Source organism: Vreelandella janggokensis (assembly GCF_031451615.1).
Lineage (GTDB): Bacteria > Pseudomonadota > Gammaproteobacteria > Pseudomonadales > Halomonadaceae > Vreelandella > Vreelandella janggokensis.
In genome coordinates this window covers 358,033-374,804 of record NZ_JARWAJ010000004.1, presented here as the reverse complement: position 1 = coordinate 374,804, position 16,772 = coordinate 358,033, and the positions used below count along the sequence as shown (strand labels likewise).

Below are 16,772 nucleotides of genomic sequence, written 5' to 3'. Positions count from 1 at the left end.
TTTTAACGCGCTGGATTACCAGCGACGCTCAAATTTCTTGCGCAGTAACACGGCGAAAGCGTTGAGGGAAATGAGCACTGCCAGAAGAACCAGAATGCCGCCGGCGGTTTTTTCCACGAACGCTGGCTCCGGCTCACCGGCCCAGGTAAAGATCTGCGCGGGCATCACGGTAGCTGCCTCAGTAAAGGAGGCGCTCATATCTGGGATAAACGCTACCATCCCAACGATGATCAACGGGGCCGTCTCCCCCATGGCTTGCGCCAGACCAATAATCGAACCGGTCATGATACCCGGCATTGCCAGTGGCAATACGTGATCGCGCACCACCTGCCAACGCGAACAGCCCACGCCAAACGCCGCATGCCGAATCGAATCCGGTACGCTACGCAGCGCCGCACGCGTCGAGATAATGATCACCGGCAGGGTCATCAACGCCAGTGTCATACCACCGGCCAGCGGCGATGAGCGCGGCACACCAAAAAAGTTGATAAAAATCGCCAGGCCCAACAAACCAAACAGGATCGAGGGAATCGCCGCCAGGTTGTTGATATTGATTTCAATCGCCTGGGTAATCCGGTTATCCGGCGCGAACTCTTCCAGATACACCGCCGTCATCACGCCAATCGGAAAGGAGATCGCCAAGGTAACGATCATGGTCATGATGGTGCCTACGACGGCTGCCAATATACCGGCGCTCTCAGAGGATTTGGAGTCACCCTCTGTAAAGAAGGTGTGGTTAAATCCCAGCTCGACCTGCCCTGACTCAACCCGTTCATCAATGGCCGCACGTTCCTCTTCGCTCAGGCTATTACGATTGCCCTTGAGGTATTGGTCTACCTCACTGTTCGCCAACAGCCATTTTTGCTCGGACGTCCCTAAAAGGTCCTCGTTATTACGCATTTGCAGTGGGATGCTACGGATCTCGGTGCGGCTGACCAGGGGCACCAGGTCATCAGGAATTGCTTGCCGCGCATCGGAGGCCGCTTCCTCTGTATAGTTTATTTCCGTATTAACATACGCCTGTTGGAAGGCGGGTAAACCCTTATTGAGCATGTCGGCGAAAAACAGCAGCAAAAACAGACCTGCCAGACCGAGTGCGCCCATGGAGATCCACTTTAAGCGGCTCGACTTGCGGTGACGCCGCTTGAGCTGCTGGCTGATGTCATCAAAAGTTTGGCTCATCGAATCAGTTCCTCGGCGTTACAGGTTATTCACGCGATATTTTTCACGGAAGCGGCGGATCATCAGCACCGAGACCAGGTTAAGCGTCAGCGTGACGGCAAACAGCACCAGACCAAGCGCAAAGGCAGACAGGGTTTCAGCGCTTTCAAACTCCTGATCCCCGGTCAGTGCAGCCACGATGCGCACCGTCACGGTGGTCATGTCTTCCAATGGGTTGGCCGTCAAGTTGGGACGCATACCCGCCGCCATGACCACAATCATGGTTTCCCCCATTGCCCGTGAAACACCCAGAAGCGACGCTGAAATAATCCCCGGTAACGCTGCTGGTATCACCACGTCGCGAATGGTTTCGCCCTTGGTCATGCCCAGCGCGAGCGACCCCTGACGCATGGTATCGGGCACCGAATTGATCACGTCATCCGACAGCGATGAGATAAACGGAATGATCATGATGCCCATGACGATGCCCGGTGCCAGCGCGTTGTTATAAGAAGCTTCTAGGCCCAAAAAACCGGCAACATCGACGATGATGGGTGCTACAGTGATTGCCGCGAAGAAACCGTAAACCACGGTGGGAATACCTGCCAGAACCTCAAGCACAGGCTTGGCGATGGTACGAACCTTGCTGGGGGCATATTCGGACATGTAAACCGCCGAGAGCAAGCCAACCGGTACCGCCACCAGCATGGCGACGGCGGTAATCATGAAGGTACCGGCGAAAAGCGGCACCGAACCGAACTGGGCGCCACCGCCGTCGCCGCGACCGGCAGCCGCCAGGAAGCTGTCACCCGGGCTCCAGGTCGTGCCGGTGATGAACTCCCAGAAACTGTGCATCTGGAAAAAGCGAATGGCCTCGGAGATGATCGAGATCAGGATGCCAAAGGTCGTAAAAATCGAGATCAGGGCCGCTGACGCCAGTGCCAGTCGTATCACCTTTTCGATTGCCTGGCGGGCGTGAAAATCAGCACGCACTTGCGCCAACCCCACCACCAGACCGGCGGCAGATACCACCAGGCTTGCGGCAAGAAGATAGAAGGTGGGTATATCCGCCCCCAGCAGAAGCATGATAAAGGCGCCCACCGCCCCCACGACTATGGCGGGGCCTGCGGTGGAGAGCACGGCAAACCACGCATACTGGTCGGGTTGGGCAAACATCTTGCCTCCCCCGCTGCGAACCCGCGAGGCCTTGGTGCGACCTGCAAAAAAGGCCGCAAGTCCCAGCAGCAAGATCACGGTGCAAAAGAGTAAAACTAGCTGGTTGGTTTGCATCTAATCTCTCTCGCGTTACTGATGAAATCGATTTTGAAATATCTTGAGGTAAAAACATTACAGCAATATGACAGTCAACGAATCGAAAGCCGATCTCGCAACATCAATCGCAAAATAAAAGGCCGACAGCTTATGCTGCCGGCCGATGCCACATTCTCAATTAAACACTCTGTTATTGCAGGTCAGAGAGTTCCAACTGAGCGCGGTCTGCCACTTGCTGGCGCCATTCTTCACGCTCACTTTCCGGCAGCACGATCAAGCCGAGATCACGGAGGTAACCGTCGCCGCCAATCATCTGTTCTGACATGAACATGTCAACGTATTCGTACATGGGCGGCACTTCGTCAGCGTGCTGGTTCTTGACGTAGAACCACAGTGAACGGGCAACCGGATAGTCACCAGAACTGATGGCTTCGGGCTCCGGCTCAACACCGTTGATTGTTGCCGCATTCAGCGTGTTGGTGTTCTCTTCCAGGAAGGAATAGCCGAAGATACCGAAGGCACCGGTGTCTTCCTGGAGACGCTGAACGATCAGGTTATCGTTCTCACCGGCGTCGATGTAGACACCGTCAGAACGGATGTCAGTGTAGGCTTCTTCGTAGGCATCCATACCTTCGGAGGCGGTTTCCATCACCAGCTCTTCGAAAGCATCACGGGTACCGGACGTGGTGGGCGGTCCGTAGATGGAGATTTCGCGATCCGGCAGCGAAGCGTCGATTTCGCTCCAGTTGGTGTAGGGGTTTTCAACCAGTTGGCCATCCTGGGGCACCTGCGCGGCCACAGCCATGAAGATGTGTTCAAGGGTGAGTGGCACGACATCGTTTTCGTTAGACTGACCAAGCACGATACCATCCGAGCCGATCTTGGCTTCGGTAATATCGGTCACGCCGTTCTCTGCACAGCGCTCGAACTCAGACGGCTTCATGCGGCGCGATGCGTTGGTGATATCCGGGGTGCCATCGCCAACACCGTTACAAAACAGACGCAAACCGCCGCCTGAACCGGTAGACTCGATGACCGGCGTCGGGTAGTTGGTTGTCGCGCCAAATTCCTCGGTCACATAGCTGGCAAACGGATACACAGTGCTAGAGCCGACAATGTTTATTTGATCACGAGCCTGAGCAACACCTGCCACGCTCATTACAGCTGCCGCGAGCACGGTAGTTTTGAGAATACGGTTCATGCGAATTACTCCTGAAGCTGTTAGGGATATTGCCTTCGCAAGGCACACTTTGCATCGCTTCGATGACAGCTTCATGACAAGCAATGTCACAACATAATTTTTTTAAAATTTTTCATCACGGCTCGCAACGCCATCATTTATTACAACAAAAGCCCCACGGCTGCCAGGGTACATAGCGCAAGCGACGCCGCCTGAAGCCATTGCCGATCAATGCGATGCGCCACCCTGTCGGCGAGCGCATTCCCCAGCAGTACAGCGGGCAATAACGTTGCCGCCACGCCCAAATGCCATAAACCCACCTGCCCTGCCAACGCCAGTGTAGCGAGCGTCAGCATCGAGGTGATGATAAAGAAAGCCGCGAGGTTGCCGCGCAGTCGGTCTGGGGCAAATCCATGCATTAGCAGGACCATTGGCGGCCCGCCGATGGCAGCGACAGTGCCAAAAATCCCCGAGAATACCCCCGCACCAAATAACGACACGCGATTGACCGGCACCCGCACGCGGCATATCGTGACAAATACCGCAAACAGAACGATGGCAGCAATCAACTTTTCCAATACCACCATTGGCGCTGCGATAAGCAGCCAAAGCCCCAACGCATTGCCCGGCAAGCGTCCCACCAGTGCCATGGCCAGTGCCCCCAGGCGTACCTCGTGCAGGTAGTGGCGTACCATTATTAGCGACACGGTGAACCCGAAAAGCACCAACACCACGGGTACCAGGCGCGGCTCTATCATCAACAACAGCGGCGCCCCAATAACCGCCAAGCCAAAACCAGTGGCGCGTTGTACAAAGGCGCCTAACGCGAGGGTCAGCGCACACCCCGTCCAGGTGTTCGGCGACATATCCAACCACGTCACAACGTCCTCGATCATCCCGAGCGCACATCCGTTGCCGCTGGCGTCAGCAAGCGCACACCGACGTTGCCCAACAGGGCAGCCGCCAGCATGGTCAGAACCATCGGCCATAGGTGTTCGACTTCAAAGAGACCCACCATGGCGCCTGCCAGGGCACCACAGCTAAATTGAATACCACCTAACAAGGCAGTGGCGGTGGCACTGATGTGGCCGAAATGATCCAGCAACGAGGAAATGGCATTGGGTGTAATAAGGCCAATCATGCCGGTAAATAGCATTACCAGCGGTACGACAACGGCCAATGAAGCAATATTGAGCGCTGTGGCAGCCACCAAGCCCATTGCAGCGACCAGTTGAACCGCCAGCCCCAAGCGTAAATTTTGCTGGGGTGTGCGTTTACGCAATAGATAGATATTGACTCGGTTCGAACCGGCGATCATGACCACGTTGACGCCAAACACGAACGGATACACCCCCGGGCTCAACGAAAAATAGTCCAGATATAGAAACGGCGACGCTGTCACAAAGGCAAACAGGCCAGCGAACGAGGCGGCAACGGCGCAGATATACCCCATCCCCTCGCGATGGCGCAGCACACTGGCATAGTTGCGAATCACCTGGCGCGGCGAGGCTGCAGGCAACGACATATCCCGGGTTTCGGGCAGCCTTGTTCCCAACAGCCAGAGAAGAAACCCCGCATACACAGCGAGAAACACAAAGATCAGCCACCAGTCCGCCATGTGCAGCAGCAGGCTGCCGACCGCCGGGGCTACCAGAGGCGCGAGCATCATGATCATGGCCATGGTCGACATCACTCTGGCGGCTTCACGACCACTGAAACAGTCGCGCACAATCGCCGCCGAGTTGACGACGCAGGCCCCGCCACCCAAGGCCTGTACAAACCGCCAAACAAGCAGAGAGGTAAGGGTGTCGGCGGTCATAATCATCAAGCTTGCGCACAGAAACACGACCAGGCCGCTCATCAGCACCGGCTTACGACCTAGCCGGTCAGACATGGGCCCGAAACACAGTTGCCCCAGCGCAAAGCCGAACAGGAAGACGCTAATCGAAAGCTCGGTACGATGAATACTCGCATTGATGGTATCGGCAATGGCCGCCATTGCCGGTAAATAGGCATCAATGGCAAAGGGAGCCAGCGCCGTGTTGGCGGCTACCAGAATAGCGACGCGCCGGGGATTGAGTTCCATGTCTCTCCTTAGGGTGGCCGCAGTCACCCTTGCAGCATAAAGGTAGGCCGCTAATTATATGCCTTTTAGGCTGCATTGTCGGCCATGATCACTCGAAGGCCGTCAAGGAGATGATAATTGAGGGGGAAAAAGGGTCTGAGGCCAGCGTGCGGACTCGTCAGTGGTGGGGCGTCTCTTGGGATTCGAGCATTTCCACCAACGGCTGAAACTGTTCGCGGTTGTGCTCGTTCATGCGCATAAGAATACGGTGAGCTTCCAGAATCCTCTCACGCAGGCCTTCCTCATCTGCCGGGACTTCAGGCAATTCTTCTAACGCACTATTCAAGCCAGCCGTAGGCTGAAGGGGGGCTTCCATCAAGGTGAAAAAACGCGCAAACCCCATGACATCAAGCATTTGGCGAACGTCCTGATTATCCACGATGATCGTCGGGGGCTGTTCCAGGCGCCCTTTCACCGCCATGGACACCTTGGCAAGAAAACCAAGCGCCGTGGAGTCAACGTTTGTCGCTTCACGCAGATCGATCATTACAGCGCTCAACCCTGGCGTCTCAGCCAAGCGCTGAGCCTGAGTATCCAGGGTGGCACACAGTGTCAAGCGTACATCGCCACACAATTTTAAAACAAAAACACCAGAGTCGAACGCCGCTTTTATGCGACCTTCTTCAGTCAGCATGACCAAATCCGCTCACCATCATGATTGTCAGGTCGTCGGGCAAAGCATCACGATCAGGGCTGTCCTCATCACCAGCACGCTGTTTGCTTAATAGCGCGTTGTTGTTGGTCAGTCGATCACAAAGCTGTTCAAGCGTGGTACTCACGCTTACGAGTTGCTCAAGCTCCCTGAGCCGCGTGTCGAGCGAATCACCCGGCAAGCACTCCAATACGCCATCCGAGCACAGCCATAGCCGAAAATCCTCCGGCAGTTCACAACTGAGAACGGGGTAATCTACATCAGGAAACAGCCCTACCGGCATCCCTTCACCTGGCAACCGCGTCAGTTGATCACCCGAAACCAATAGGGGCATCGGCAGCTGTGCTCCGAGCGAATAGTGAAGAGTATGCGCCTCATGGTCAATAACGCCAACAAATAATGTGGCGTGCTTACCAATATCAGTACCCTGTAACTCTCGATTCATCGCCGCCAGCCATTGACTGGGCAGTTTGTCTGGCTCAATACCATCCCACTCCCCTAGCCAGCGATTGCAGAGATACTTTAACAATACCGTGACAAATGCCGAGGACGCCCCATGACCTGATACATCAGCAAAGTAAAAGGCACTGTAGCGCGAATTGTAGCGCTGGTAGTCGAGAAAATCCCCGGACAAATAAAGCGATGGCGCGAACCAGTAGTCATAATAAACACCGTTGATGACCTTGGGGCGCGGCGGTAGCAGGCGACGTTGAATATGCCCCCCGCTCTGCTGGTCCATACGCAGCAATGCCAGATGGGTTTCCAGACTTTCGTTCAGCTCGGCCAATCGCTCGTGATCCCTGGCACGGGCTTTTTCAAGCACGTCCAGTTCGATCGCCTTGCGGATCATGCGCCGAAGGAGTTCAGCGTGTCTCAATGGGTGGACAATGTAGTCGACCAGCCCAACGTCCACCGCTTTGATCAAGTCGGCATCCTGGCGCGAGTCGCTCACTACCAGCGTGGGCAGTTGATGGGTCAACTGCGACCACTGCTGACGGGGAACCGCCCGGGCATGGGCCACAATCAGAGCGGTTTCGTCCGGTAGATGCGCAATATTGTCCGCTGCATATACCCACATACCATCGCAGGTAATCGCCTCGGCAAGCGCATCGCGCTCTGAACCGGGTTCATCGATCACCGCAATCAGCTGCTTATGCGCCATGGCAAGCCTCAGTCGGCGAAGTCGGCATCATCAAATTCAAAGTCATCGGCAGAAAACGGATCATCCCCGAGTTCGCCATCGCTAATTTCAAATTGACGACGCTGGAGGTAGGCGTCCCGAATAAACCGGTAGCGATCGCCCTGGATCAATTCTTCCTGATCCAACAGACCGGCTCGTGTATCAACGATATTCAGTGCCGTCAGGCCCGCTCGCACCGCGTCATCATCAACGTAAGTGACCGGGTAGGCTGCCATATCGGCAGGCAATCCGGATGTGTCACGCAGCGTGCTGGGCCCGAGCAGCGGCAGCACCAGATAGCGGGAGTCTTCCCACCCCCATGTCGCCAGGGTTTGGCCAAAGTCTTCTTCATCAGCTTCAATGGGCATCAGTGACGCAATATCGAATAGCCCACCCAGCCCCATGGTCGAGTTGACCAAAAAGCGCGAGGTCGAGCGCCCGGCGTTGGCTGGCTTGCCCTGTAAAAGGCTATTGAGCGTCGTGCGAATCTCACCCAAGTTGCTGAAAAAATTACCTACCCCCTGCTGTAACGGATCGGGGGTGATCGTGCGGTATCCCGTGGCAACCGGCTTCAGCGCATAGCGATCAAGCACATCATTGAAGACAAACACTTTACGGTTAAAGCCTTCCCAGGGGTCATCCGGACTAGACGCTTGCGAGGTTTCCGAACCGGTTGAGCCGGTGCTGGCACAACCACCAAGCGCTATCGTCGAGGCCAAGGCGACCCCCCATAGACATCGCTGCATCAAATGAAATGTCCCTACCCTAGGCATACTGCGTTCCTCTGTTTTGCATTTTGTATCTGCAAGCGACTCATTGGCGCCTGACAACCACACTGCCCGCACTATACCCCGCACCGAAAGAGCAGATAACACCAATGTCACCCGTCTCCAACGATTCACGGTGTAAATGAAACGCAATGATCGACCCTGCTGAGCTGGTATTCGCATAGCGGTCAAGAATGATCGGCGCCTGTTCCTCACTGGGGTCATAACCGAGCACTTTGCGCGCAATCATATCGTTCATGTGGCGGTTTGCCTGATGCAGCCAGAGGCGCTTCAAATCGCTTCCCTGTAACTCCAGCGATGCCAGATGCTGCGCGATCATTGACGCCACCATGGGGCATACCTCGCGGAAAACGCGGCGCCCTTCCTGAACGAACAGTTTATCTTCCGCCAGCGGATCACTATCGGTGACGCGATTCAAAAATCCGGCATTATTACGGATGGCATTGGAATATGCCGTCGCCAACCGGGTCCCCAGAATCTCGTAGGCTTCGTCGGCGGACGCACACGCAGCGTCTTCCAGCACCATCGCGGTACAGGCATCACCAAAAATAAAGTGGCTGTCGCGGTCAGTAAAATTGAGGTGTGCGGAGCATATTTCAGGATTCACGATCAACGCACGCTTCACGCTACCCGATGCAATGGCGTTCGCGGCGGTTTCAATCGCGAAGGTTGCCGAACTGCAGGCCACATTCATATCGAAACCATAGCCACCCGCGCCAAGCGCGTGCTGAAGTTCAACCGCCACAGCTGGGTAAGCGCGCTCCAGGTTGGAGCAGGCAACAATCACAAGCTCAATATCGCTAGCATCCACCTGGGCACTGGCTAATGCCTCACGGGCAGCACTAAGCGCCATGTCACATTGGATAGAAGGCTCGTCGTTTTGCCGCTGGGGCAGTTTGGGACGCATACGCGCCGGGTCAAGAATACCGCCGGCATCCAATACGTAGCGACTTTTGATGCCCGACGCTTTTTCAATGAACTCACTACTTGAATGAGCGAGCGGTTCCCGTTCCCCCTGCTCAATGGCTTCTGCATGGCGAGTATTTTCCTGATCCACCCAGGCGTTGAATGCGGCAACCAACGACGCATTATCAATGGCGTGTTCCGGTGTATAAAGCCCCGTACCGGTTATCACCACATGTGTCATGTACATCTCCTTTTCACGGCTGCTTGCGCCAGGTAGCTTAAACCGCCGCCAATATCATCACTGTGTGCGTTTCACACACATTTTTCCAGCCCGCGTCTAAACGCTAATTATCTCTTGCCAACGTTTTTCCAGTCGCTTCACCGAAACGGGCATTCGTGTTCCTAACTGCTGGGCAAACAACGATACGCGAAGTTCCTGCAACCACCAGCCAAACTCGACGAGTGATGGATCCTCCACGCGCCCACGGCGCTCGTTTTCGCGACGTGCATCGAATTTTTCCTCCATCGCCTGAACGTCCTGCATCAGCATTTGATCGCGCCCCCGTTCGCGGGCTGCTTTTTCAAGCCGAATCAATGCTGCCTCAGTGTAGCGCGGGTACTCTGAGAGCCACTCCCCTGCCTGGGTGATAAAGCCAGGGTAAACAAGACGCTGCATTTGTGCTTTCACATCACTATAGACAAGTGCCAGTGCGAAGTTCAGCTTGCCTTTTAACACCTTGCTGACCGCCAAGTGGCCTTTCAGAGCCGCTTCCACCTGGCCCAGCAATTGCTCGGCGTGAGGCACCAGGTCGCCCTTGACCGCTGCCAGGCGTTCGTTCAGCTCGGCTGCCGAGCGCGGCATAGGCGATTGCGCCACCGTCTGGGTAAACACCGCTACTAACACATCGTCGATCAGGGCCTGCTTGCTGCCCACGTTGGTGAACAGCAACGCGCATTTTTCCAGCGCAGGCAGCGCCTTGATCATCTTGACCTGGGCAGGGGATTGCTGCATCGCCAAACGCGCCACGCCCATTTGGTGGGCCGCCTGGGCTTTTGCCGCATGGTCAAAAAGCATTACCTTAAACGTATCGGCCTCGTTAACCAATGCTGGGTAAGCTTCCACTCGAATACCCGCCTGAGTGGTCACGCGGGAATCTGGCAGGGGCTCCTCAGGTAACCCTGATAAATCCGGTGCCTCGCTTACCTGCTCGGACAGTGCCTGAGCGCCGGCCTTCGCCGCTGCTTCAAACTCCGCTTCCAGCGACCGCACCGAGCGGCCCTGCCCCAGCGTCTTGCCATCATGATCCACCACCCGGATATTCATCATCAGGTGAGCCGGCAAGGTATCAAAACGCCAATCGTCCGGGTGTACACGCGTCCCAGTGCGCTGGCGAATGAACTCGCCCAGCGCCTCGGTCAAGGGCCGCTCATCCGGCACCAGTGTTTCCAGCGCTGCATCAACCCAGTCGGGAATGGGGACCACCTGACGGCGAATGCTCTTGGGCAGGGCTTTCATCAAGGCAATGCATTTTTCGCGCAGCAAGCCTGGCACCAGCCACTCCAGGGCATGCTCCGGCAGTTGTGGCAGCATCGCTGCGGGGACGGTCAGCGTGACGCCATCGTCCTCCGCGTCGGGATCAAAATGATAGCTCAACGGATAGGCAACCCCCGAAAGGGTCAGATGATCAGGGTACTGCGCCTGGGTAACGTCTTCGGCGTCGCGGGCCTTGAGCGCTTCCATATCGAACTTGAGCAGCGACGGATCCTGCTTTTCGGCCTGCTTGCGCCAGTGCTCAAAGCCTTTGCCGTTAACGATGTCGCTGGGAAGCCGCTCGTCGTAAAACGCAAACAAGGTGTCTTCGTCGACCAGTATGTCACGACGACGGGCACGATCTTCCAGTGATTCAACTTCTTCAATCAGCGCCCGGTTGTGAGCAAAAAACTCGCCTTTGGTGTGAAACTCACCTTCTACCAGCCCACGACGAATGAACAGCTCCCGCGACTCGACCGGGGCAATCGGGCCGTAATGCACACGGCGCCGCGTCACGATGGGCAAACCAAACAGGGTCACCTGCTCGAACGCGACGACCTGGGCACGCTTCATTTCCCAGTGGGGCTCGCTGTAGCTGCGCTTGACCAGATGTGACGCCAGTGGCTCGATCCATTGGGGGTCAATCTTTGCCACGGTACGCGCAAACAGCTTGGAGGTTTCCACCAGCTCGAAGGCCATCAACCATTTAGGCGTTTTTTTGGCCAACCCTGAGCCTGGATGAATCATGAACTTGCGGTTACGCGCACCTAAATACTCGCGATTTTCCAGCAGCGTACCCAGGTTGGACAGTAACCCGGTCAGCAGGGCCTTGTGCAGCGAGCCGGAGGTTTTACGCCGTGCCTGGCGGGCCTGCTCTTCGCTTTCATCCGCCGGGGCAGGCGTCGGTGCCGGCACGTCGATATCCATATCACGCAGCAGTTGACGCAACTGACGGAAGGTATCGTGCCATTCGCGCACGCGCAGGTAATTGATGTAGTGGTCCCGGCACCAGCGGCGCAACTGATTGCCTGATAGCGCCTCGCGGGCATTGTCGATGCCATGCCACAGGTTCAACAGCGCCACGAAATCCGAGTCCGGATCGTGCCAGCGCTGGTGGGCCTGATCGGCGGCCTGGCGTTTGTCGGCCGGACGGTCGCGAGGGTCCTGAATCGCCAATGCAGAGACCACGACCAACACATCGCGCAGGCTGCCCTGCTCTTTACCCGCCAGCACCATACGCGCCAGCCGGGGGTCTATCGGCAACCGTGCGAGCTTGCGACCCAGCGCCGTGAGCCGCTGACGCTCGTCGACAGCCCCAAGCTCAAAGAGCAGCCGGAAGCCGTCTTTGACAAAGCGACTATCGGGCGGGTCGACAAACGGAAAGTCCTCAATATCGCCCAGCTTGAGGGCCAGCATGGATAAAATCACCGAGGCAAGATTGGTGCGCTGGATCTCGGGGTCGGTAAACGCCGGGCGGGCCAGGAAATCGTCCTCATCGTATAGACGGATACACACGCCTTCGGCAATCCGCCCGCAGCGACCCATGCGCTGGTTGGCGCTTGCCTGGCTCACCGGTTCGACCGGCAAGCGCTGGATTTTCGACCGGTAGCTATAACGACTGATACGCACCAACCCTGGGTCGATCACATAGCGGATACCCGGGACGGTCAGCGAGGTTTCGGCGACGTTGGTCGCCAGCACGATCCGTCGACCCCGGTGGGGCGCAAACACCCGGTTCTGCTCGGCGTTGGAAAGCCGCGCGTACAGCGGCAGAACCTCACAGTCACGCAAATCAGCCCGGCGCAGGGTGTCAGCCGTTTCACGAATTTCCCGCTCGCCGGGCAGGAACACCAGCACATCGCGGGGGCCATGTTGCCAGCCCTTTTCACGTTCCAACCCCTCGATTTCCTCGACCGCGTGGAGAATGCCCTCTTGCAGCGTGCGGTCCTCTTCGTCCTCGCCGTCGCGCACCAAGGGCCGGTAATGCACCTCCACCGGATAGGCCCGACCGGAGACTTCGACCGTCGGCGCAGGGCGCTGCGCATTGCCAAAATGGGCGGCAAATCGCGCTACATCAATGGTAGCCGAGGTGATAATAATCGACAGATCCGGGCGTTTGGGCAGCAGACGTTTCAGATAGCCCAGCAGGAAATCGATGTTGAGGCTGCGTTCGTGGGCCTCATCGATAATGATGGTGTCGTAGCGCAGTAGCAGCGGATCGTGCTGGGTTTCCGCCAGCAGAATCCCGTCGGTCATCAGCTTGACCAGGGTGTTCTCGTTACTCTGATCGGTAAACCGGACCTGATACCCCACCTGCTCGCCAAGCGGCACCGCCAATTCCTCGGCAAGCCGGGTGGCCACACTGCGTGCGGCAAGCCGACGCGGCTGAGTGTGGCCTATCAGGCCACGCCGGCCACGCCCTAGCTCCAGGCACATTTTGGGTAACTGGGTGGTTTTACCCGACCCGGTTTCCCCCGCGACGACGACCACCTGATGGTCGCGAAGCGCCGCGAGAATATCCTCACGGCGTTCAACCACCGGCAATTCGGGCGGATAGTTCCAGTCAAACGACTGGTTATCTCGCTGACGAAGCACCTGCTGCGCACGCGCCATCTCGGGTTCCAGCTCGTTCAGCCCCCGGTCGATCGGCTTACCCTCCTGCAGGCGACGCGACAAACCGGCCAACCGCCGCTCGAAACGCTGGGCATCGCGTCGCATCGTGTTGTTCACGGCGGACTTAAGCGTCTTGAGGCGTTGTGCATCAGAGGTCGTTGCGAGCGGCGTGTCGTTGGTCACGATATATCCAGGTCCTATGGGCACTTAAAGGGTGGCACTTATAAAAAAGTCTGCCCGCTCAACTGAGCGGGCAGATCATTGTAACGCGTTCGCCAGGCAAGCGCATAAGTCGCGCTGCCTATGACGAAGCAGCTTTTTGGCTATCTTCATCGCGTAGCTGACGGCGCAGTACTTTACCCACATTGGTTTTGGGCAACTCATCGCGAAACTCGATGTACTTGGGCACTTTGTAGCCGGTAAGCTCACTCTTGCACCAACGACGCAGCGTTTCGGCATCCAGCTCGGGGTTTTTGCTGACTACAAACAGCTTGATCGCCTCACCGGCCACCTCATCGGCAACCCCAACCGCGGCTGACTCTACGATATCGGGATGCCCGGCGACCACGTCTTCCACCTCGTTAGGGTAAACATTAAACCCGGATACCAGGATCATGTCTTTCTTGCGATCCACGATACGGATGTAGCCATCCTCCTGAAGCACGGCAATATCACCGGTGTAGAACCAACCCTCATCGTCAATAGAGTTACGGGTTTCCTCTTCGCGTTGCCAATAACCCTTCATGACCTGTGGCCCCTGGACACACAGCTCGCCTGGCTCACCCAGCGGCTGATCCTGACCGTCGGCATTCACCACTTTGACCGCAGTGCCTGCCACCGGTTTGCCGATGGTGCCCAGTTGGATGGCATCCGAAGGATTGAAGCTGACAATCGGCGAGGTCTCGGTCAGTCCATAGCCTTCCGAGATCGGGCATCCGGTGACCTCCTCCCAACGCTTCGCCGAAGCTTTCGTCAGGGCCATGCCCCCGGAAATGGTCAAATGCAGGTTGGAAAAATCAAGCTGCTTGAAATCATCCCGGTTGCACAACGCATTGAACAGCGTATTGAGACCAATGAAGGCAGTAAACGGCATACCTTTCAAGGTCTTGATAAAACCATCAAGGTCACGAGGATTGGTAATCAGCACCGAGTGGTTACCAGTTTCCATTAAAAACAGGCAGTTAACAGTAAACGTATAGATGTGGTAGACGGGCAAGGGGGCAATCACCAGCTCGTTGCCGTCGGTCAGATTGCCACCGATGGCTTCTCGAGCCTGCAGCATATTGGCGACGAGGTTACGGTGGGTCAGCATCGCCCCTTTGGGCATGCCGGTGGTTCCGCCAGTGTATTGCAGTGCGGCCAGATCTTCCTGCTCGCGAGTGATCTCGCGGTGACTCAAGGCCTGCCCTTTATTCAATGCGTCGCGAAATGTCACCGCCTGGGGCAACGAATAGCGAGGGACCATTTTCTTGACGTACTTGACCACGCTGTTGATCAGCAACCGCTTGGGGAAGTCGTGCAGGTCGGCAAGCTCGGTCACCACCACATGCTTGATCTCGGTTTTATCGAGAACACGTTCAAGCTTGTCCGCCATGTTGGCCAGAATCACGATCGCCTTGGCGTTGGCATCCTTGAACTGGTGGGCCATTTCGCGCTCGGTATAGAGCGGATTAGTGTTCACTACTACCAGGCCCGCGCGCAGCGCGCCAAATACCGCAACGGGGAACTGCAGCACGTTGGGTAATTGAATGGCGATTCGGTCACCCGGCACCAGGTCGGTTTCATGCTGTAACCAGGCAGCAAAATTGGCCGACAGTCTGTCAAGGTCAGCGAAGCTGAGCGTTTTTCCCATGCAGCTGAACGCCGACTTGTCCTTGAAACGTTCAACCGCCGAGTGGAAAACGTCGGTAACCGCACCGTACCGCTCTAAACCCTCAAGCGCGGGGCCACGCAGAATAGGGGCATCAGCTTGTTCGCTCATGGGCAATCTCCAGTTTCCATGTCGATGTCGTCACCGACCTTGTTGTTGTCGAGTCGCGAAAACGCAACGATATACGACTGGCCTACCACTGTAAAACGATCGATTGAAACTTACGTTTCAACTTTAGCCCTAACCTCGCATCAGGCCTGGCTCGAATAACGCGCCTGAATGCATCCATCACGCCATACCAGTAGCTCCCCTGGTTGCATGCGGCACCACTGTTCATTGTGGGTCAAGGGTTCGGTCGCAATCACCGACACGATATCGTTGGGCGTGGTATGTTCGGCAAAATTGACCGTTAGTTCGGCGTCGGACAGTTCAGCCTCGCCAAAGGGCGCAGCACGGGTAATATGAGCAAGCTTAGTTGAACAGTAGGTATAGAGGTACGTTCCGTCAGAGAGGAGCAGATTAAAAACACCCAGCGTTCGCAGCCGCTCGCATAAACCATGGAGCCTTTGCCAAAGTGGCGCCTGCTCGCCTGGCGGGGTTGGAAAGGCACGCCTTAACTCGCTCATCAGCCAGCAGAAAGCATGCTCGCTGTCCGTACTGCCCACCGGGGTGTAAAAGCCCAGCGGCAAAGGCTCCCAGTCGTTCAATTGACCATTATGGGCATAGCACCAGGGCCGCACCCACATTTCACGGGTAAAAGGATGGGTATTGGCCAAGGTGACCTCACCGACGTTGGCCTGACGGATATGACTGATCACGACATTGGATTTGATCGGGTAATCGCAGATCAGTCGTGCGATGGGCGAGTCTACCGACGGATGGGGGTCGCGAAACTCCCGGTAGCCCCCTTCTTCATAGAAGGCAATGCCCCACCCGTCGCGGTGTGGCCCTGTTCCCCCACCCCGGTGCAGAAACCCCGCGAAGCTGAAACAGATATCGGTGGGCACATTGGCGCTCATTCCCAGCAGCTCACACATCGACGCGCTCCTGTGTGGCTTAGCCGATGACCGGTTCACGGCGGCGCGTTTCTTCGGGGTCGCTGGGCTCTTTTTCCTCGACAGCAGGCTCATCCACGAACTTGTTACGCCCGCGCCACCACAACGCGACCCCCACAACACCACCGATTGCCATGCCAAGCAGTAAGCACAGCAGGCCATTACGCAGGGCGCCACCATTGCTCTCTAAAAATCCCACAGCGGCGACCATGGCGGAAGGCGCCCACCCCGTGTAAAACTCACCCTCTTCAACCAGGGGTAGCCGGAATGGCGCAGGCGCCCACATCGCGCCGCCAATGCACCATGTCAGCAACAGGCGTGGCAGCCTGGGCAAAAAGGCGAACGCAAAATAAACGGCCACGAACACGACCAGCGACAGACCGTAATAACTTAACCACAACAGTGACATTGAATCAGCAAACAGCATAATACTCCTCAT

At 56.7% G+C, this 16,772-nt stretch carries 13 protein-coding genes; all 13 read right to left on the bottom strand.

Going from position 1 to position 16,772, the window contains the following annotated elements:
• Nucleotides 1–15: 15 nt before the first annotated feature.
• Nucleotides 16–1,182, bottom strand: coding sequence for a phosphate ABC transporter permease PstA (gene pstA / locus QC816_RS13600; RefSeq protein ID WP_264826285.1), 1,167 nt, complete (start codon nt 1,180–1,182; stop codon nt 16–18).
• An 18-nt stretch (nt 1,183–1,200) separates the two neighbouring features.
• Nucleotides 1,201–2,451, bottom strand: a complete 1,251-nt coding sequence (pstC, locus tag QC816_RS13595) for a phosphate ABC transporter permease subunit PstC (protein WP_199285089.1) — start codon at nt 2,449–2,451, stop codon at nt 1,201–1,203.
• Between the two features lie 172 nt (nt 2,452–2,623).
• A complete protein-coding gene (locus QC816_RS13590) occupies nt 2,624–3,634 on the bottom strand; it encodes a PstS family phosphate ABC transporter substrate-binding protein (RefSeq protein ID WP_264826286.1) in 1,011 nt (336 codons plus the stop codon).
• Nucleotides 3,635–3,774: 140 nt separating this feature from the next.
• Complete coding sequence (locus QC816_RS13585; protein WP_309782813.1) at nt 3,775–4,509, bottom strand: TSUP family transporter; 735 nt, start codon at nt 4,507–4,509, stop codon at nt 3,775–3,777.
• Nucleotides 4,506–5,699, bottom strand: a complete 1,194-nt coding sequence (locus QC816_RS13580) for a multidrug effflux MFS transporter (protein WP_085917498.1) — start codon at nt 5,697–5,699, stop codon at nt 4,506–4,508. The genes QC816_RS13585 and QC816_RS13580 overlap by 4 nt, the downstream gene beginning before the upstream one ends.
• Nucleotides 5,700–5,856: 157 nt before the next feature.
• Nucleotides 5,857–6,372 (bottom strand): STAS domain-containing protein, encoded by a 516-nt coding sequence (locus tag QC816_RS13575; protein ID WP_085917497.1) that lies wholly within the window; start codon nt 6,370–6,372, stop codon nt 5,857–5,859.
• Nucleotides 6,362–7,552 carry a PP2C family protein-serine/threonine phosphatase gene (locus QC816_RS13570; RefSeq protein WP_085917496.1) on the bottom strand — a complete coding sequence of 397 codons (1,191 nt, stop codon included), beginning with the start codon at nt 7,550–7,552 and terminating at the stop codon, nt 6,362–6,364. The genes QC816_RS13575 and QC816_RS13570 overlap by 11 nt, the downstream gene beginning before the upstream one ends.
• A gap of 8 nt (nt 7,553–7,560) precedes the next feature.
• Nucleotides 7,561–8,316, bottom strand: coding sequence for an MlaA family lipoprotein (locus tag QC816_RS13565; RefSeq protein WP_199285429.1), 756 nt, complete (start codon nt 8,314–8,316; stop codon nt 7,561–7,563).
• Between the two features lie 67 nt (nt 8,317–8,383).
• Nucleotides 8,384–9,505, bottom strand: a complete 1,122-nt coding sequence (locus tag QC816_RS13560) for a beta-ketoacyl-ACP synthase III (protein ID WP_264826290.1) — start codon at nt 9,503–9,505, stop codon at nt 8,384–8,386.
• A 96-nt stretch (nt 9,506–9,601) separates the two neighbouring features.
• Nucleotides 9,602–13,513 (bottom strand): ATP-dependent RNA helicase HrpA, encoded by a 3,912-nt coding sequence (gene hrpA / locus QC816_RS13555; RefSeq protein ID WP_422823748.1) that lies wholly within the window; start codon nt 13,511–13,513, stop codon nt 9,602–9,604.
• Nucleotides 13,514–13,709: 196 nt separating this feature from the next.
• A complete protein-coding gene (locus QC816_RS13550) occupies nt 13,710–15,389 on the bottom strand; it encodes an AMP-binding protein (protein ID WP_085917493.1) in 1,680 nt (559 codons plus the stop codon).
• A gap of 140 nt (nt 15,390–15,529) precedes the next feature.
• Nucleotides 15,530–16,315, bottom strand: coding sequence for a class II glutamine amidotransferase (locus QC816_RS13545; RefSeq protein WP_309782810.1), 786 nt, complete (start codon nt 16,313–16,315; stop codon nt 15,530–15,532).
• A 19-nt stretch (nt 16,316–16,334) separates the two neighbouring features.
• Nucleotides 16,335–16,760, bottom strand: coding sequence for a hypothetical protein (locus tag QC816_RS13540; protein ID WP_085917491.1), 426 nt, complete (start codon nt 16,758–16,760; stop codon nt 16,335–16,337).
• Between the last annotated feature and the right edge of the window lie 12 nt (nt 16,761–16,772).